The organism is Bacillus sp. NPDC060175, from assembly GCF_042728695.1.
GTDB lineage: Bacteria > Bacillota > Bacilli > Bacillales > Bacillaceae_G > Bacillus_A.
The window spans coordinates 125,476-142,855 of record NZ_JBHWYR010000001.1; the positions used below are offsets into that span (position 1 = coordinate 125,476).

The following is a 17,380-nucleotide window of genomic DNA, read 5'->3' on the forward strand; positions in this document are numbered from 1 at the left end:
TGATTTTCCTCCTAAATGGTTATAGTAACTAGGACGCAATGAAAAAAGGAGAGATATAAAAATGAGTAACTCAAATGATTTTTTAGATACATTACATGAAAAACAAGCAAAAGATGAACAAAATAGAAAGCGCCAAGGAAACGGGAACCCCGCGAAAAAAAAGCCAAATAAAACACATAAATAACATTGAAAAACCTGCCTAAAAATTATATTTTAGGCAGGTTTTTTTACTCGTCTTTAGCCGAAACGACATCTTCCCAATTCCATTTCTCATAATACCACTCTGGCACATCTATATTTTCAATCCACTTCTTTTCATATTTCCCATCGCTATGAGCAAGCCATACATCAGCTTTCTTACGATTTGAACGGAGCCACATTAATTGGTTGCTCTTCTTAATAAAAATAGGGTTATAATCGCCTTGGCTATTTGATGGCTTTGTAATTTGATTTTGTTCATCGTTTATACTATTTACTGCATATAAAGATGGTAGTGGTCTTTTTTCTAGAGGGACCGATAGCTCTGCTTCCTTTGCCCTTGAAACGATAATTACATTATCGTTCTTCCATGTGAAATCCCAATCAACATAGCCTTTTGGAGTAAATGTATTTTGCTGGAGAGCCGGCAATTCTTTTATTTTTAAATGCTTATTCTCTAAAGCAACTCTCCCGCTGCCTTCAATATAGGCTAATGTATTTTTTGATGGCGCCCATTTGAACCATTGTGTGTTTAATAACATTTGATCTACTGTTTCAAAACGATTGCCGTCTGATCGAATTAAGCAAAGTGTATTACTATCCGCTGACAAAGAAGCTGTTGGTACTGCCAAAAACGAAATCCATTTTTGATCTGGCGACCACTTAAATCCACTTCCAACTAATGCTAAAAAGTCATCATGCTCATTCGGTAGTGCATATAAATGTTTCATCTTATGAGGATTCATATTTGCATCCTTTTGTATTTCATATAACTGAGCACCTGTCCATCCTGTTGGAAGCAAGTACGCTTCTGATGATACAAGAAACTTCTTACCATCAGGATACCATGCATAGTCACCTACACCATTGGCTACATTTTCAAAATCTGCTTTCTTTTTTTCAGCATCAAATATATTTAATGTACGTGCAAATACAAAGGCAATTATATTCTCTGTTGGTGACCATTGATAATTCGATGCTTCTGATTGAGATGGTGTAACTTTCTTTCCATCTTTCAGCCGATACAGTTCCAAATGATTTCGCTTCTTTCCTTTTGCATATGCAAGCCATTCTCCATTATGTGACCATTTCGGCCCTGTTATGTACTCTCCTTTTGTAATTTGTTTTTCTTTCTCACCGATTTTAACCCATAGATTATGATTACGAATAAAAGCAACTTTCACTCCATTATTTTCTGCGCTAGTAATAGAAGTTAAACAGAAAAAAAGGCACAGAATCACGATTCCACTTACTATAAACCTTTTCATATAGCACCCCCATTTCCCTCATAGCATTCCTCACTTTCCACCTACAATATGTGAAAAATATCCATTCGACATAGTCTCCGAAAATTTCCCGAGAAATTTTCAATTCAAAGAGGATTGGTATGAATTATGTCGAAATTATAGTTTATCCAACATTCATTTTTATATTTAACGACAAAAATGTAAGATAATTTTTCGGAATATTGGCACTTTTTATTAGGGGGAATTTCAATGAAAAAAACTACATCTACACTATTAAGTATGGCGCTCGTCTTTTCGAGTTTTGGAGCTTTAAGCGCCCATGCTGAGTCACTGCAAAAAGAGAAGCAATTTAGTCCACAGTTAAAAGCGAATATTGAGCAATGGGGAGAAAATAAAATCGCGCAAAATGTTGAAACAAAAACATCAAAAGAAATTTCAGTCATTGTAGAATTGCAACATGCTCCACTCGCTTCACAAAGTAACATTCAGCATGCTCCAGATTTAAAAAATAGCAATGTGCAATCATACCATGCGCAACTAAAAAAGGCACAAGAGGATACAACAAAGAAAATTAAAGAAAAAGCACCGAAGGCAACGATAAAAGAAACATATAGTACATTATTTTCTGGATTTTCTATTTCTATCCCAGGAGATCAAATTGCTGCTTTAGCTTCTTTACCTGAAGTAAAAGCAATTTATCCGAACTTAACATATAAGTTACATGAAACATCAAAAAACCCAGCAGATCAAGCAACACCAAACGTTGGGGGCCCTACAGTTGGTGCACCTGAAGCTTGGAATTTAAAAGATCCAACTGGCAAACCCCTTGATGGAAAAGGAATGAAAGTCGCTATTATCGATTCAGGTGTAGACTATACCCACCCTGATTTACAAGCAAATTATATCGGTGGCTATGATACAGTCGATGAAGATAATGATCCGATGGATGGAAACGTCCACGGTACCCATGTTGCTGGAATTATTGCTGGTAACGGAAAAATAAAGGGGATCGCTCCGAATGCTTCTATACTCGCTTACCGTGTCATGAATGATGGTGGTACTGGTACGACCGATGATATTATTCAAGGTATTGAGCACGCTATTTAAGATGGTGCCGATGTTTTAAATCTATCTCTTGGTCAAGATTTGAATGTACCTAATCAACCTGTAACAATGACGTTAGAACGCGCAGCAAAACTTGGTGTTACTGCGGTCGTCTCAAATGGAAATGATGGACCAAAACCTTGGTCTGTTGACGCTCCTGGTAATGCAAGTAGTGTCATCTCTGTTGGAGCATCTACAGTTTCTATTCCGTTTCCAACATTCCAAGTAGCTGGTTCCAATAAATCTTACCAAGGATTACCTTTATCAAAATCGGATTTCCAAGTAGGAAACGATGCCCAACTTGTATATGTTGGATACGGTAATCCAAGTGATTACGCTAAACAAGATGTCAAAGGTAAGTTCGCTCTTGTCTTGCAAGGAACTTCGAGCACGTTAGTAAAAGCAGAACAAGCAAAACAAGCTGGCGCTCTCGGCGTGCTACTAATTTCTAACGAAAAAGAAATTAATATTATGCCTGAATATTTTGGACGTGAAGAAGTAGCTCTTCCAGTTATGCAACTATCCAATACGAATGGTGAAGAGTTGAAAAATTTAATTACAAAGCGCAAGAAAAATATAAAAATTGGACAACCAAACCAAACAGAACTTATTGGGAACTTTAGTTCAAGGGGACCATCGCAAGGAAGTTGGCTTATAAAGCCTGATGTTGTTGCACCTGGCGTGCAAATTACAAGTACAGTACCAAGAGGTGGCTATGAATCTCACAATGGGACAAGTATGGCTGCACCGCAAGTAACGGGGGCAGTTGCTCTATTACGTCAAATGCATCCTGATTGGACGACAGAACAATTAAAATCATCTCTTGCCAATACAGCAAAAACATTAAAAGACGTAAATGAAAATACATATCCTGTGATGGCACAAGGATCCGGTTTAATTAATATTCCAAAAGCAGTAAAAGCGGATGCATTAGTTACACCAAACAATGTAAGTTTCGGTCTAATTAAACCGAATAGCGGAAAAGTAAAATTAACACAAAATATTACATTGCAAAATCTTTCTAGCAAAAAGAAAAACTTTTCAACTCGTATTGAACTATTAGATACAAAAACGAAAGTTCAAACTTCTTTCTCTTCTTCTGTTAGCGTAAAACCTAATAGTAACATCGAAAAGCCTTTTACAATTACTGTAGATAGCTCCTTACCACAAGGTGTATATACAGGAAATCTATATGTAAAAGAGCAAGGGAAGACTGAAGAAATGCGTATTCCATTTACATTTAGCATTGATCCGAAAGAATACAAACGTATTGATGGCCTTGAAATTGTTAATTCTACTTTCAGTCCAAATAATGACCGAATACTAGATGACAACCTTATCAATTACTATTTAGTTACACCAGTTGAGGATGTAACGTTTCATGCTAATTTAATTACGAAAGACCGAGTAACATATCAAGGTATGGTGTATCAAGGTAAAAACGAAACACCTGGTTATAAATCTTTCAAATGGAATGGTACAAAAACTGATGGATCCCCTCTACCTGATGGCTTATACCAAATCGAAGCTGTTGCTTCTAATTCTGGAGGAGAAACGAAACAAACAGGAGCTGTGTTTATTGACCGTACTGCGCCTCAGTTAACATACGAAATTGATCAAGAAAATCTTGTCATTAGAGGGAAAGTAAACGATATACTATTAGATTGGATGACAGAATCTGGTTGGGTTGCTCCAGGACATCCCGTAACGATACAGTATGAAATTAATGAAAATGGCGTATGGGAAAATGCATTCCTGAACCCTTGGGAAAAAAACTTTGAAATTTATTTCGATCGTAATCAATTACAACAAGGGAAAAATACAATCCACATTGTAGCAACTGATGCAGCTGGAAATACAACTAATTTAAACGTTGATTTAGAAGTGAAATAATAAAATTATTGTTGACAAGCTTTTAAATATAGTTTTATAATACAAAACATAGTTTAGTTGAACGAATTATATATCGGCTTTGAAGGAATACTAGTAGCGACTTATATCCCTGTCTCAGAGAACTGATGGTTGGTGTGAATCAGTACATATACAAGCGTGAATTACAATTCTGGAGCTTCTTTCCCGTAATGCTTTTTATGCATGAAGAGAAAGACGGATCTTTCCGTTATCTTAAAGTGAGTGGTAAACAATTTTTCTGTTTACAAATAGGGTGGTACCGCGATTTTTATCGTCCCTATCGGATTTTCCGATAGGGGCTTTTTTGCGCCTTTCCCTTTTAAATAAATTCATATATTACGCGTTGAAAGAATCGCAGTAGTATCTTATATCCCTGTTACAGAGAGCTGATGGTGAGTGTGAATCAGCACATATATAAGTGCGAATTACAATTCTGGAGCTTCTTTTTCGTAGTGCTTTTATGCATGAAGGAAAAGACGGATTTTTTCCGTTATCAGTATTTGAGATGTAAGTATATTTTCCGCTTACAAATAGGGTGGTACCGCGATTTTTTCGCCCCTATCGGATTTTCCGATAGGGGCTTTTTCTATTTATCACACAAACAAATATTAAATAATTCCGAATCTTATGATAAAATTTTATAAGCGCTTACAATTATAAAAGGAGGTGGTGCAATCTATACGAAACAGGTATTCATTTTTATAGAGAAAAAGGAGGATGTCTAAATGACAAAGAAAACAGAAATTCCATCACATTTAAAACCATTCGTATCTACACAGCATTATGATCAATACACACCGGTGAATCACGCTGTTTGGCGTTACATTATGAGACAAAACCATAGCTTTTTAAAAGATGTTGCTCATCCATCCTATGTTAACGGACTACAATCATCTGGTATTAATATAGATGCAATTCCAAAAGTAGAAGAAATGAATGAATGCTTAGCACCAAGCGGCTGGGGAGCTGTAACGATTGACGGACTTATTCCCGGCGTAGCATTCTTCGATTTTCAGGGGCACGGATTACTACCAATCGCAACAGATATTCGTAAAGTAGAAAATATCGAGTATACACCGGCTCCTGATATCGTTCATGAAGCAGCAGGACACGCACCGATTTTACTTGATTCTACATATGCAAAATATGTGAAGCGCTTTGGACAAATTGGAGCGAAAGCTTTCTCAACAAAAGAAGAACATGAGGCTTTTGAAGCTGTTCGTACATTAACGATTGTAAAAGAAAGCCCGACTTCTACTCCTGATGAAGTTGCAGCTGCTGAAAATGCGGTAATCGAAAAACAAAACTTAGTTTCTGGTTTATCAGAAGCAGAACAAATTTCACGTCTATTCTGGTGGACAGTGGAATACGGCCTAATCGGTAATATAGATGACCCCAAAATTTACGGTGCTGGTCTCCTTTCCTCTGTCGGTGAAAGTAAGCATTGTTTAACAGATGCTGTAAAGAAAGTTCCATTCTCAATTGAAGCTTGCACCGGGACAACTTATGACGTAACAAAAATGCAGCCACAGCTATTTGTTTGTGAATCATTTGAAGAGTTGACTGAGGCACTTGAGCAGTTCTCTACAACGATGGCATTTAAAACAGGTGGCACAGAAGGATTAGAAAAAGCAATCCGCTCCGAAAATCATGCTACAACTGAGCTAAGTAGTGGATTACAAATTACGGGTACATTTACAGAGACAATTAAAAATGATACTGGTGAAGTTATTTACACACGAACAAGCTCACCAACTGCATTAGCAATTCATAATAAACAACTAGCAAATCATTCTACATCTGTGCACAGCGATGGATTCGGGACACCAATCGGATTACTAGATGGTGATATTGCATTAGAAAATTGTACAGAAGAACAATTACAATCATTAGGCATTACAATTGGAAATAGCGCAGAGTTTACTTTTGCAAGCGGCATTCATGTAAAAGGAACAGTAACAGACATTGTAAGAAATGATAAAAAAATTGCTCTTATCTCCTTTATAAATTGTGCAGTTACTCATAAAGATCGCTTATTATTTGATCCTTCATGGGGAGCATTTGATATGGCTGTCGGCTCACAAATCACTTCTGTATTCCCAGGAGCGGCAGATGCGGCTGCATTTTTCCCGATGAATGAAGAAGTACAAGAAACTCCTGATCCACTTGTACTGAATGAGCTTGAACGTATGTATCAAACAGTTCGAGATATACGTAACGATAGTATTTTACACGATACTCATACTGATCAATTAATAGCTATTCAAGAAGTATTAAATAAATTTCATCCGAAAGAATGGTTGCTTCGTCTTGAAATTTTAGAATTGCTTTTAGAACATAACAAAGGTCACGAAGCATCAGCAGCATTATTACAACAACTTTCTACTTTCACAACTGAAGAATCTGTAACACGTCTTATTAACAATGGTCTTGCGTTACTGCAGGTAAAGGATGTGAAAAATGATGCTACGATTAACTAATGAAGAAGTACAAGAGGAATTAACAAAGCTGGATAAATGGACAGTGAAAGATGAAAAATGGATTGAAAGAAAATATATGTTTTCCGACTACTTAAAAGGAGTCGAATTTGTCTCTGAAGCCGCCAAACTATCAGAAGAACATAATCACCACCCATTTATCCTTATCCAGTATAAAGCAGTCATTATTACTTTGTCATCATGGAATGCAAAAGGTTTAACGAAACTAGATTTTGACCTTGCAAAGCAATTTGATGAACTATTTTTACAAAATGAAAAAGCTATTATAAGAAAGTAAAAAGAGAAGCCTTTTTTAGGCTTCTCCTTTTACTTTAAAATGTATACAATGTCCAAACGGATCCTTGGCCTGTAATATTCCATCTTTATACGTAGCAACCACGCCAATATATTTTAAGCTTTCACATACTTGCTCTTTTTGTTTTTCATCTGCTAGTACAATGGTGAAATATTTCAAGCCGACGGAATTTGGCATTTGTGGTGGTATATCCTCACCTTGCCATGTATTTAAACCGATATGATGATGATAACCACCTGCTGATACGAACAATGCTCCATTACGAGCTGGAATTGTTACATCAAAACCAAGACCATCAACATAGAAACGTTTCGCTTCTTCTAAGTCAGCTACATGTAAATGAATATGCCCCATCACAGTACCAGCCGGGAATCCATTCCATGTACTTCCTTGCTGTAATAATCCTTCGCCGTCTAACGGGTTACTAACAAATGGTAGCTCTCCATTTTCATCATGCCAAACTTCTTTTTGGCGATCATGATAAATTTCAATCCCGTTTCCATCTGGATCAGCTAAATAAAGAGCTTCACTAAAGAAATGGTCAGCCCCACCATGTAATGGGTGTACTCTCTCAACAAAATGACGAAGAATATTTGCTAAGTCTTGTCTGTTTGGTAATAAAATTGCATAGTGATATAAACCAGTTCGACCTCTTTGCTTCGGAAGAGCATCTTCCTTTTCTTCTATTATGAGAAGTGGCTCATTTTCCTCATTACCAAACGTAACGATTGTACTTTTTTCTTCCAGTACCTTCATACGCAATACTTCTGTATAAAACTCTAGCGATTTCTTTAAATTTGATACATATAAATGAACAACCTCAAGTGTTGTTTCGGGATGAAGTGGAAAGCCCATTTTGTTATACCCCCATTTTAATTAATTCTTCTTGAACATTTTCTCTTTTAAGAAATTATCTACAAAACCATCAGCTTTCGCAACAAATAAGTATGCACCCATCGCTAATAATGCAAGTTCTAACTCAAACCCAGGATTTTTCCCGTCTCCTAACAAGCCAGCTGACCATTTTACTTTCACAATCGCTCCAACCATAACAAGTGCAAATAATAAGCCAATATATCTTACACCTAAACCTAGAATTAACAATAGACCTCCAACTAATTCAAATGTTGCTACACCGTATGCAAGTCCTCCTGGTAAACCAATGCTTGTAAACCACCCTGCAATATTGTCAATTCCTGATTGGAATTTTGTTAAACCGTGCATAAAGAACGTTACCCCTAACACGATACGAATAATTAAGTTGCCAATATGTTGATTCATTTCTTTCTCTCCTTTATAGTTTTCTTATACAAAACTTTTATTTACATTACAAAACATACACTAATTATTTTTATTCGTCAATTCATTTTTCATGAGAAAAAATATTTTTTTTTTGCTATGATACAAATAGTTGTTTACAAAAAGGAGCATGATTTTATGAATATCGGTTCTGCGATTCGTGAAATTCGTCAACGTAGAGGAATTACGATTGCCCAAATTTGTGAAGGAACAGGTCTTTCTAAAGGCTTTATGAGTCAGGTTGAAAACAATAAAACATCACCATCTATCTCAACTTTAGAAATGATTGCTAATTTTTTAAATGTTCCCCTTCCATATTTATTGTTAGAACAAAAAGATCGTTTGAAAATTATAAAAAAAGAAGAGCGTAAATACAGTGTGTATGGAAAAGATGAACAAAGAATTGAGCATGTTGCGGAGCAAGGTGGCCTTCGCCTAAATCTTGTAGAAATTTCTGCCGGATTCCCGAAAGAAAACTCGCCAAATGCTCATGAAGGCGAAGAGTGTCATCTTGTATTACGCGGAAAACTGGAAGTTCAACATGGTGAAGATATTGCAATTGTAGAAGAAGGTGATTCTTTCTCCTGGAATGCATGCGTTCCCCATATTGTTCGTAATATAGGTGAAGAATCTGCATTATTACTTATCTCTAGTCATGCGGAAAATCGAAAACGAGTTTACTAATTGATAAAAAAGAAGCCTGTTTCGTAACAGGCTTCTTTTTTATTCCCTTATAATTCCATAACTTGTCCCAACTAGTACGGTCTTTTCATGTTGATTGCGATAAACTGACTCAATTGAAACTTTTTTATATCCTTCCATTTGCTCAATATTTGTTAATGTTAATTCACAAGTAATCGTATCACCTGTAAAAACTGGTCTAATGAACTCACTTACTAATTCCCTCGCTATGTAATGTAACTCTTCTCCTACTTTCGTACCAATGCTAGCAGTCAATAGACCATGAACCATTAATCGTCCATTCTCATCATATTCCATATGATGTCTACCTTTATCGCCTGTAATATTTGCAAATTCAAAAACTTCTTCCTCAGTAAACCTTCTTTCGTATTTAAATACATCCCCAACTTTTACATTCATTTTTATCCTCCGTTTAATAAACTGAATTTTCTTTGATTTTATCACAAAATAAGTCTCAGTTCAGTTTATATTATTAAAATAGCGATTTTTTTCTTCACTACCTTATAATTTTATCGATGTCCATCCTTTTTTGCCACTTGATACCCATAATACGCACATGTTCCATTTCTTGATAACTCTCTTACTTCAAAACCACAACTTCTATAAAAATCAAAATTACTAGCGGATGTATGCGCAAACCAATCGCCATGCGGAAGCTTTTGTAAACAAAGAGCTACAAGTTTCTTACCTAACCCTTTTCCCCTATACTCACACTTCACAACTAAATTTACTATGTTAGCAACCATAATTTGATCAGAAATCACTCTAACCATCGCGACCATTTCTTCTTCATCCCAAATTGTGAAAGCCCATGTGGAATTTTCAAATGCTATCGTAAATTTTTCAATTTGCCAAGAAGGGATATTATCATTACTCCAACCGGCATCTTCGAATAAAGTTTTAATTGCATATGCTGGTACACCGTTCGTTCCCTCACGAATAATAAGTCCATTATGGTAAATATACATGTAATCCCCCCTTTATTTTTTATATACCATTCTCCAAAAGACGCAATTCACCTTTTTTCATCCAACCCGCTTAATGGAATAAACGAGAACATCCATCTCATGAAATGAAGTTGTTTTCTCATAACTAAGCCCTGTTTTTCTAGCAACAAATATTGAAGCTGGGTGGTTCGGATTAATAAGTGAAATTAATTTATTCATTTGTAATGCTTGAAAACCATAGTCTCGAAATGCTGCCGCAGCCTCTTTCGCATACCCTTTCCCCCAATACTTAGGAAGTAGCCAATAGCCAATCTCAATTTCCTCTTTTCCATCTACCTTCTGCTTGACAAGTCCTGCATGACCAATTCGTATCCCTGTTTCCTTTTCAATCATTACAAATAAACCGAGACCATTTTTATAATTTGGAAGTACCCTCTCCTCCAAACTTTTTTTACATTGCATAAATGTTTTTAACGTTCCATTTCCAATATAGCGCATTACCTTCTCATCCCCCCATAAAGAAGCATAAAACGGTAAATCATCCATTGTATATTTGCGAAATTGTAAGCGATCTGTATGGAACACTCTTTTATTCACTCCCATCATTTTGAACATCATTACATAACTATATATTTCAAACTACTTAAGTGTTAAATAATTTTTATCAAGAAAGCTAAAAAAGAAAGAAAATTCAGTCTTACAAAAATGTATTATATCAAAAAAAAGCAGTAGACAAAAGAGTGTCTACTGCATCCATATCATTACTAGTATAAAGAAAACTACAATTGAGGGGGTGTAGGATTTTCAAATATACTAGATACTTATCCCGTTCTAACGGGCGGTAAACTTTCCAATCTTTTGAGTGGAAAGTTTACCGCCCATAAGAACTTTGCGGTCATTAAGAAAGCACTGTTAAGTACTCAAATACACGCTGAGCTTTTTCTCCACCCATTCGTGCATGTTGAAGAAGAGAGATGCCATGTGGGCCAGATGCACGTAATGCTTCTGGTTGTGCTACTAAAATGGCTTGTACGACTTCAAGTTCACCAAGCATAGCTGCTGCAAAAATATCCATCCGAGCTCCCTTTTCCAGTAAATAAAGAGCAATATCTTTACGTCCTACATGGGCCGCTGCTCCTAAGGCACTTTCCCAATCTGAGCCGCCCCAATTATAAGAAGCGTGAAGTAAGCTTGGCGATTCTGCCAATAGTTCCTGTACTTTTTCTAAATCTCCGTGAGCTGCCATAACAAATTCTCTTACTAATTCAGTGGTAATACGCTCTTCTGTTTGCATCGCTCTGCTCCTTTTTTAGAAATTCGTTTCGGTGTAAAAAATGGCTTGTCGCTTCCTTGAAAAATATCTACTTCTATGCCAAATACATGTTGAAACATTTGTTGACATAATACTTCTTCTGGTACACCGTCATACTGAATCTTTCCTCGCTTTAATACGAGTAAACGATCACTATATTGAGCCGCTTGGTTAATGTCATGTAAGACCATTATAATTGTCATACCAAACTCCTCGTTTAATCGTTTCACAAGTTCCATTACTTCCAACTGGTGAACAATATCCAAAAAGGTTGTTGGTTCATCTAATAATAAGACATTTGTACGTTGTGCTAGCGTCATCGCAATCCAAGCACGTTGTCTTTCTCCTCCTGACAAAGACTGTAAAAGACGATATTCATACCCTTCAAGATTTGTAACAGACAATGCCCAATCAACAATTTCTTCATCTTCTTTATTTGAGCGACTACTCCATGATTTATGGGGACCTCTTCCGAACTGTATTAGTTCTTTCACTGTTAAATCTAATTGATGATCATGCATTTGTGGTAACATCGCTAATTGCTTCGCTACATCCGCACTCTTCATCGTATGAATATTTGTCCCATCTAAAATGATATTTCCTTCGCTTTGTTTAAGTAGCCGTGCTATTAAACGCAGCAAAGTAGATTTCCCGGATCCATTCGGACCGATTAAACTAACGATTTCTCCAGCTTTAATATGTACATTCATATTTTGCATTTGAAATCTTTCAGAATGTGCGTAAAACACTTTGTTAACGGAAATCACGTTGTTTTCCTCCTCTATGAATTAAATATAAGAAGAACGGACCACCTAAGAAGGACAATAAAATACCAACAGGCAATTCGATTGGATCGAACCAACTTCGAGCTATCGCATCCGCGAAAACAAGTAATATCCCTCCGCCAAGGCATGATAATGGCAGTAAATATTTATAGTCATTTCCAACTAATAAACGTAACATATGCGGTACGACAAGACCTACAAATCCAATTAGACCAGCAACACTAACCGCAATTCCAGCTAACATTGTACTTACTACTATTAAATAAAACCGACTTCTTTCCACGTTATGCCCTAATAATTTCGCCATTTCATCCCCAAGCATTAATACTCGAATGTGTTTAATACCGAAGAAAGCTAATATAATAGCGAATATTGCATAGTAAATAATCATATTTAAATGTGCCCAGCTCACACCACCAATACCGCCAGCTAACCATGGTAACACGGATTGTACTTTGTCACTATGTAATAACATTAATGCTGACGTTGCTGCACCAATTAATGCATTGATTGACACACCTACTAAGACGATTCTTGAAGGCGGTGCCCCTTTTTGCCATGATAAAGCATAAATGACCATCGCTGTTATGAAAGCTCCTAAAAACGCTCCTAGCGGTAAAAAAGCCATGTGCTGAGGAAATAGAATCATAATTACAATTGCTACAAGACCCGCTCCAGATGAAACCCCGATAATTCCAGGGTCTGCAAGAGGGTTTCTCATAACCCCTTGCAGTAATGCTCCAGATGTAGCTAAACACGTTCCTACTATAAACCCAACGAGCACTCTCGGTATGCGAAGATCCCATACAATTCGATGAACTGTCGAACTTTCATCTTGTATCCCTGTTAGAATGTCTCGTAAAGAAAAAGATAAACTTCCTGCGAAAAGACCGTAAAAAAGGCTTAGAAATGTTAATACGACTAAAGTAACTGCTATTATCCATCTTTTTCTCGCAAAAGGATGTTCCTTTTCTCTTACTATTTCACTACTCTCCATACTTATCATTTCCTTACATCTTGTATACTTTTATACATAAAGTCCATCGCTTCTGTTACTTTTGTCCCAGGATTTGATCCAAATAAATCTGGTGGTAAAATAACAACACGATTTCGTTTTACTGCATCTAAATTTTTCCATGCTTCATTTTTCATCATTTCGCCTTCAAATGCTTTTTTCACACTATTGGGATCTCCATGTGTAATTAAATAAATCACATCTGGATTTGCTTCAATAATACGTTCTACACTTAGCTGTGCATATTGCGGATACTCTTTCATTTCTGGAAAACCAGCTGCGATATTTTTCCCGCCCGTTTTTTCTAAAATATCCCCTGATAGAGATGTTGGTAATGCTGCTAAATAAGTGCCTGGTGCTCCATAAACTAGCAATGCTTTAATATCGCTCTTTTTCTCATATTTCTTCATTTGATCATTAATTTTTTGGTTAAGCTCTTTTGCTTTATCTTCTTTCTTCATTACTGTTCCATACATTTCAATACTCTTTTGAATATCTTTTACAGAGTTTGCTGAAGAAATGATTACTTTTGTTCCTTGCCCTTCAACCGTTGGAATATTTTTTTGAAACCCATTATTAGCAATAAGTACGTCTGGCTTTAAACTAGCAATTTGTTCAAAGTTTGGCTGATGTGCATTTCCAATTACCTGTGTTTTTTGCAAATCTTCTGGAAGGGGAATTTTTGCATCTGGACGACCGACGATTTTCCCTCCTAAAGCATGGATAATATTCATATCCCCCATACTTAGCGTCGCAAAACTTTCAGGAACTTTATCAAATGTTACCTTTCTGTCTGAGAAGTCGGTAATTTCGATTTTGTCTGTTCCTTTGTCTGTTTTTGTTGCGGATGCTTTTTCGTTTTCTTTTGCACTGCAACCTATTAATAAGAAAAAAATAGATAAGATCGCTGTGAACAGCGTAATGGATTTTTTCATACTTTCACTCCTAGATGATAATGATAATCATTAACTACTATTCTACTTTAATTGATAAGGATTATCATTGTCAATATGAAACGCATACATTTTCTACAAAAATGAAAAAACGCTACAAAAAGATTTCTTCTTTTCGTAGCGTCCTATTTAACAATTTTCTTCATATTCGCTCTCCTCTAGTTGATCACGCATCGCTTTCACACGCTTAAAGAAGAAAAAAGAAAAACATAAAAATACAATGACACTCCCCATCATAACAAAAGTTTGTACCGTCTCTTTTGCTCCATTCGGAATTAATAAACCAACCATCAAAAATGTACTTACTGCGAGAAGCACTTGTCCGAAACGGGTATAATCTGCTATTTTTTCTTGTAATTCTTTCATCTCTTTATCACTCCCATCCTCACTTTATCACATTCTATTAAGCTTAAAGACAAGTAAATAGAACCAAACTGGGAGATGTTTTCCAAAGTAAAAAAGAGCCGCTTAAATGCAGCTCTTTTTTATCTATTATACGCCTTTATACGCTTCCATATAGACTTCTTTTAGCTCTGAAATGAGCGGCAATTTTGGATTAGCTGTTGTACACTGATCTTCAAACGCTCTTTCTGCTAATATTCCAACAACCGCCTCAAATTGTTCTTTAGCGACTCCTTGTCCTGCGATACTCATATTAATATTCAATTTTTTTCCAAGCGCAATAATTGATTTGATAAGTGATTCCACACCCTCTTCTGTTGAACTCGCTGGAAGCCCGAGCATCCTCGCAATATGTGCATAGCGTTCATCTGCCACAAAATGCTCATATTTTGGGAACAATGCGTGTTTCCTTGGCTTAATAGCGTTATAGCGAACTACATGTGGCATAAGAATTGCATTTGCACGTCCATGTGGAATATGGAATTCTGGTCCAAGTTTATGTGCTAAACTGTGATTAATACCAAGGAAAGCATTAGCAAATGCCATCCCTGCAATCGCAGAAGCGTTATGCATTTTTTCTCGCGCCTCTTCATCATTTCCATCTTTATATGCTCTCGGTAAATATTTAAATACGAGATCAATTGCTTTTAACGCTAAACCGTCCGTATAGTCATTTGCCATAACAGACACATATGCCTCAATTGCATGCGTTAATACGTCCATGCCGGTATCTGCTGTTACATGAGGTGGTACTGTCATTACAAATTGTGGATCAACAATTGCTACATCTGGTGTTAATTCATAATCCGCAAGCGGATATTTTATATTATTTTTCTTATCTGTAATAACCGCAAATGGCGTCACTTCTGATCCCGTCCCTGATGTTGTTGGAATGGCAACAAATTGCGCTTTATTTCCCAAGTTCGGATACTTACATGTACGTTTTCTTATATCTAAAAACTTCTGTTTAATTCCATAGAATGTCGTTTCTGGGTGCTCATAGAAAAGCCACATCCCTTTTGCTGCATCCATAGCTGAACCGCCACCAAGTGCGATGATTACATCTGGCTTAAAGCTTCTCATCATTTCCGCACCTTTAAAAACAGTTTCATCTGATGGATCTGGCTCGACCTCGAAGAAAACCTCGACTTTCACATCATTTGCATGTTTACGTAAATAGTGCGTGACCGTATCTACATATCCATGCTCAACCATTCCTGGATCCGTTACAATAAATGCACGTGAAATATTAGGCATGTTCGCTAAATATGCTGTAGCATGTTTTTCAAAATAAATTTTTGGTGGTAATTTGAACCACTGCATATTCTTTTTTCTATTTGCCAACCTTTTTATATTTAGTAAATGAGTAGCTGTTACATTTTGGGAAACTGAGTTTTTTCCGTAGGAACCACATCCAAGCGTAAGGGATGGAATAAATCCGTTATATATATCACCAATTCCCCCTTGTGATGAAGGCGCATTTACAATGAGACGGCAAGCTTTCATACGCATTCCAAATTGTTTTTGTAATTCTTTATTTGTAGAATGGATGACTGCTGAATGCCCTAAACCGCCAAGGTCTAGCATTTCTTCGCAATATGTAAATCCTTCTTCTAATGAATTTGCTTTTACACAAGCTAATACTGGACTCAGTTTTTCACGAGATAGTGGATACGCCGATCCAATCCCTTTAATTTCAGCTACAAGCATTTTTGTATCTTCAGGTACAGTAATCCCTACTAATTCGGCAATGTACTGTGCTGATTTCCCAACAATATCACTATTTACTGCACATGTATTTTCATTAATAACAAGCTTTTCTAAGTTTTTTCTCTCTTCTTCTGTTACAAAATAACAATTATTTGCAATCATTTCTGTTTTAACATCATTATAAATTTCCTTATCTACAATGATAGCTTGTTCTGACGCACAAATCATACCGTTATCAAATGTTTTCGATAAAATCAAATCATTAACAGCACGTTTTACATGTGCCGATTTCTCTATATAACAGGGTACATTACCTGGACCTACACCTAACGCTGGTTTGCCAGTAGAATACGCCGATTTCACCATACCAGCTCCTCCAGTTGCTAGAACGAGCGCAACACCTTCATGATTCATTAATTGTTTCGTTGCTTCAACAGAAGGTCTGTCAATCCATTGAATGCAGTGCTTTGGTGCACCAGCCTTCACTGCAGCATCGTATACTGTTTTCGCTGCTGCAATAGAACATTTTTGTGCAGAAGGATGGAAAGCGAAAATAATTGGATTTCTCGTTTTTATCGCGATTAATGCTTTAAACATCGTTGTCGACGTTGGGTTGGTTACTGGCGTTACTCCAGCTACTACACCAACCGGTTCCGCAATTTCTATTACTTCTTCATGAGGATCTTCATGAATAATTCCTACCGTCTTGTCTTTCTTTATACTATGCCAAATATATTCAGTGGCAAAAATATTTTTAATGCATTTATCTTCATATACACCACGACCCGTTTCTTCAACAGCCAACTTCGCAAGTGGCATATGTTGATCAACACCTGCAAGCGCCATTTCATGAACAATGTTGTCAATTTGCTCTTGTGTAAAACCTTCTAATGCTTGTAAAGCTTTTTGACCGTTATCTACTAACGTATCAATCATCTCTTTTACCTCTTGCATTTCATTTACAACTTTCTCTTTGACTACCATGTAAATTTCCTCCTATTC

At 36.5% G+C, this 17,380-nt stretch carries 16 protein-coding genes, 1 pseudogene and 2 other annotated features; of the genes and pseudogenes, 5 read left to right on the forward strand and 12 right to left on the reverse strand.

The genetic code is table 11. The features are described from left to right. Window positions 1–61 precede the first annotated feature (61 nt). The gene (locus ACFWDE_RS00725; RefSeq protein WP_000071861.1) at window positions 62–184 is read left to right on the forward strand and encodes a DUF4023 domain-containing protein; all 123 of its coding nucleotides are present in this window, start codon (window positions 62–64) and stop codon (window positions 182–184) included. Window positions 185–227: 43 nt separating this feature from the next. Here ACFWDE_RS00725 and ACFWDE_RS00730 read toward each other — a convergent pair whose 3' ends face one another. Continuing rightward, complete coding sequence (locus ACFWDE_RS00730; RefSeq protein ID WP_377889367.1) at window positions 228–1,466, reverse strand: TolB family protein; 1,239 nt, start codon at window positions 1,464–1,466, stop codon at window positions 228–230. A 228-nt stretch (window positions 1,467–1,694) separates the two neighbouring features. Here ACFWDE_RS00730 and ACFWDE_RS00735 point away from each other — a divergent pair. The 3 genes and pseudogenes from ACFWDE_RS00735 to ACFWDE_RS00745 all read left to right on the forward strand — a co-directional run bounded on the left by ACFWDE_RS00735 (window position 1,695) and on the right by ACFWDE_RS00745 (window position 7,235). Next, a pseudogene (locus ACFWDE_RS00735) lies at window positions 1,695–4,442 on the forward strand (S8 family serine peptidase). Between the two features lie 70 nt (window positions 4,443–4,512). Beyond that, window positions 4,513–4,742 (forward strand) — a binding site (T-box leader). 52 nt (window positions 4,743–4,794) lie between these two features. Then, window positions 4,795–5,023: a binding site (T-box leader), on the forward strand. 162 nt (window positions 5,024–5,185) lie between these two features. Further along, window positions 5,186–6,940 carry an aromatic amino acid hydroxylase gene (locus ACFWDE_RS00740; RefSeq protein WP_016096088.1) on the forward strand — a complete coding sequence of 585 codons (1,755 nt, stop codon included), beginning with the start codon at window positions 5,186–5,188 and terminating at the stop codon, window positions 6,938–6,940. Beyond that, window positions 6,921–7,235, forward strand: a complete 315-nt coding sequence (locus ACFWDE_RS00745; RefSeq protein WP_002167644.1) for a 4a-hydroxytetrahydrobiopterin dehydratase — start codon at window positions 6,921–6,923, stop codon at window positions 7,233–7,235. The genes ACFWDE_RS00740 and ACFWDE_RS00745 overlap by 20 nt, the downstream gene beginning before the upstream one ends. 15 nt (window positions 7,236–7,250) lie before the next feature. Here ACFWDE_RS00745 and ACFWDE_RS00750 read toward each other — a convergent pair whose 3' ends face one another. Then, a complete protein-coding gene (locus ACFWDE_RS00750; protein ID WP_377889370.1) occupies window positions 7,251–8,108 on the reverse strand; it encodes a VOC family protein in 858 nt (285 codons plus the stop codon). A 21-nt stretch (window positions 8,109–8,129) separates the two neighbouring features. Beyond that, on the reverse strand, window positions 8,130–8,534 hold the full coding sequence (locus ACFWDE_RS00755; RefSeq protein WP_377889372.1) for a DoxX family protein: 405 nt from the start codon (window positions 8,532–8,534) through the stop codon (window positions 8,130–8,132). Between the two features lie 156 nt (window positions 8,535–8,690). Here ACFWDE_RS00755 and ACFWDE_RS00760 point away from each other — a divergent pair, with 156 nt between their 5' ends. Further along, window positions 8,691–9,236 carry a helix-turn-helix domain-containing protein gene (locus ACFWDE_RS00760; RefSeq protein ID WP_088099534.1) on the forward strand — a complete coding sequence of 182 codons (546 nt, stop codon included), beginning with the start codon at window positions 8,691–8,693 and terminating at the stop codon, window positions 9,234–9,236. Window positions 9,237–9,275: 39 nt separating this feature from the next. Here the strand turns inward: ACFWDE_RS00760 and ACFWDE_RS00765 are convergent, their stop codons facing one another. The 9 genes from ACFWDE_RS00765 to adhE all read right to left on the reverse strand — a co-directional run bounded on the left by ACFWDE_RS00765 (window position 9,276) and on the right by adhE (window position 17,362). Continuing rightward, on the reverse strand, window positions 9,276–9,653 hold the full coding sequence (locus tag ACFWDE_RS00765) for a hotdog family protein (protein WP_002160412.1): 378 nt from the start codon (window positions 9,651–9,653) through the stop codon (window positions 9,276–9,278). Between the two features lie 110 nt (window positions 9,654–9,763). Next, entirely contained in the window at window positions 9,764–10,222 is a 459-nt protein-coding gene (locus tag ACFWDE_RS00770; RefSeq protein ID WP_002160411.1) for a GNAT family N-acetyltransferase, read from the reverse strand. Between the two features lie 57 nt (window positions 10,223–10,279). Then, window positions 10,280–10,807: a GNAT family N-acetyltransferase gene (locus ACFWDE_RS00775; protein ID WP_002015253.1), complete on the reverse strand. Its 528-nt coding sequence runs from the start codon at window positions 10,805–10,807 to the stop codon at window positions 10,280–10,282. Window positions 10,808–11,099: 292 nt separating this feature from the next. After that, window positions 11,100–11,495, reverse strand: a complete 396-nt coding sequence (locus ACFWDE_RS00780) for an ankyrin repeat domain-containing protein (protein ID WP_377889375.1) — start codon at window positions 11,493–11,495, stop codon at window positions 11,100–11,102. Then, complete coding sequence (locus tag ACFWDE_RS00785; RefSeq protein WP_377889377.1) at window positions 11,462–12,280, reverse strand: ABC transporter ATP-binding protein; 819 nt, start codon at window positions 12,278–12,280, stop codon at window positions 11,462–11,464. The genes ACFWDE_RS00780 and ACFWDE_RS00785 overlap by 34 nt, the downstream gene beginning before the upstream one ends. Beyond that, a complete protein-coding gene (locus ACFWDE_RS00790) occupies window positions 12,267–13,295 on the reverse strand; it encodes a FecCD family ABC transporter permease (RefSeq protein ID WP_377889379.1) in 1,029 nt (342 codons plus the stop codon). The genes ACFWDE_RS00785 and ACFWDE_RS00790 overlap by 14 nt, the downstream gene beginning before the upstream one ends. A 5-nt stretch (window positions 13,296–13,300) precedes the next feature. Next, a complete protein-coding gene (locus ACFWDE_RS00795) occupies window positions 13,301–14,248 on the reverse strand; it encodes an ABC transporter substrate-binding protein (RefSeq protein WP_002145654.1) in 948 nt (315 codons plus the stop codon). A 147-nt stretch (window positions 14,249–14,395) separates the two neighbouring features. Next, window positions 14,396–14,632 carry a YrhC family protein gene (locus ACFWDE_RS00800; RefSeq protein ID WP_002145652.1) on the reverse strand — a complete coding sequence of 79 codons (237 nt, stop codon included), beginning with the start codon at window positions 14,630–14,632 and terminating at the stop codon, window positions 14,396–14,398. A gap of 126 nt (window positions 14,633–14,758) precedes the next feature. Further along, entirely contained in the window at window positions 14,759–17,362 is a 2,604-nt protein-coding gene (gene adhE / locus ACFWDE_RS00805; protein WP_377889382.1) for a bifunctional acetaldehyde-CoA/alcohol dehydrogenase, read from the reverse strand. Window positions 17,363–17,380 lie beyond the last annotated feature (18 nt).

Bases quoted from the DNA above. Each gene is read 5' to 3' on its own strand.
- ACFWDE_RS00725 (WP_000071861.1), top strand. From the start codon at position 62: ATGAGTAACTCAAATGATTTTTTAGATACATTACATGAAAAACAAGCA.
- ACFWDE_RS00730 (WP_377889367.1), bottom strand. From the start codon at position 1,466: ATGAAAAGGTTTATAGTAAGTGGAATCGTGATTCTGTGCCTTTTTTTC.
- ACFWDE_RS00740 (WP_016096088.1), top strand. From the start codon at position 5,186: ATGACAAAGAAAACAGAAATTCCATCACATTTAAAACCATTCGTATCT.
- ACFWDE_RS00745 (WP_002167644.1), top strand. From the start codon at position 6,921: ATGATGCTACGATTAACTAATGAAGAAGTACAAGAGGAATTAACAAAG.
- ACFWDE_RS00750 (WP_377889370.1), bottom strand. From the start codon at position 8,108: ATGGGCTTTCCACTTCATCCCGAAACAACACTTGAGGTTGTTCATTTA.
- ACFWDE_RS00755 (WP_377889372.1), bottom strand. From the start codon at position 8,534: ATGAATCAACATATTGGCAACTTAATTATTCGTATCGTGTTAGGGGTA.
- ACFWDE_RS00760 (WP_088099534.1), top strand. From the start codon at position 8,691: ATGAATATCGGTTCTGCGATTCGTGAAATTCGTCAACGTAGAGGAATT.
- ACFWDE_RS00765 (WP_002160412.1), bottom strand. From the start codon at position 9,653: ATGAATGTAAAAGTTGGGGATGTATTTAAATACGAAAGAAGGTTTACT.
- ACFWDE_RS00770 (WP_002160411.1), bottom strand. From the start codon at position 10,222: ATGTATATTTACCATAATGGACTTATTATTCGTGAGGGAACGAACGGT.
- ACFWDE_RS00775 (WP_002015253.1), bottom strand. From the start codon at position 10,807: ATGATGGGAGTGAATAAAAGAGTGTTCCATACAGATCGCTTACAATTT.
- ACFWDE_RS00780 (WP_377889375.1), bottom strand. From the start codon at position 11,495: ATGCAAACAGAAGAGCGTATTACCACTGAATTAGTAAGAGAATTTGTT.
- ACFWDE_RS00790 (WP_377889379.1), bottom strand. From the start codon at position 13,295: ATGGAGAGTAGTGAAATAGTAAGAGAAAAGGAACATCCTTTTGCGAGA.
- ACFWDE_RS00795 (WP_002145654.1), bottom strand. From the start codon at position 14,248: ATGAAAAAATCCATTACGCTGTTCACAGCGATCTTATCTATTTTTTTC.
- ACFWDE_RS00800 (WP_002145652.1), bottom strand. From the start codon at position 14,632: ATGAAAGAATTACAAGAAAAAATAGCAGATTATACCCGTTTCGGACAA.
- adhE (WP_377889382.1), bottom strand. From the start codon at position 17,362: ATGGTAGTCAAAGAGAAAGTTGTAAATGAAATGCAAGAGGTAAAAGAG.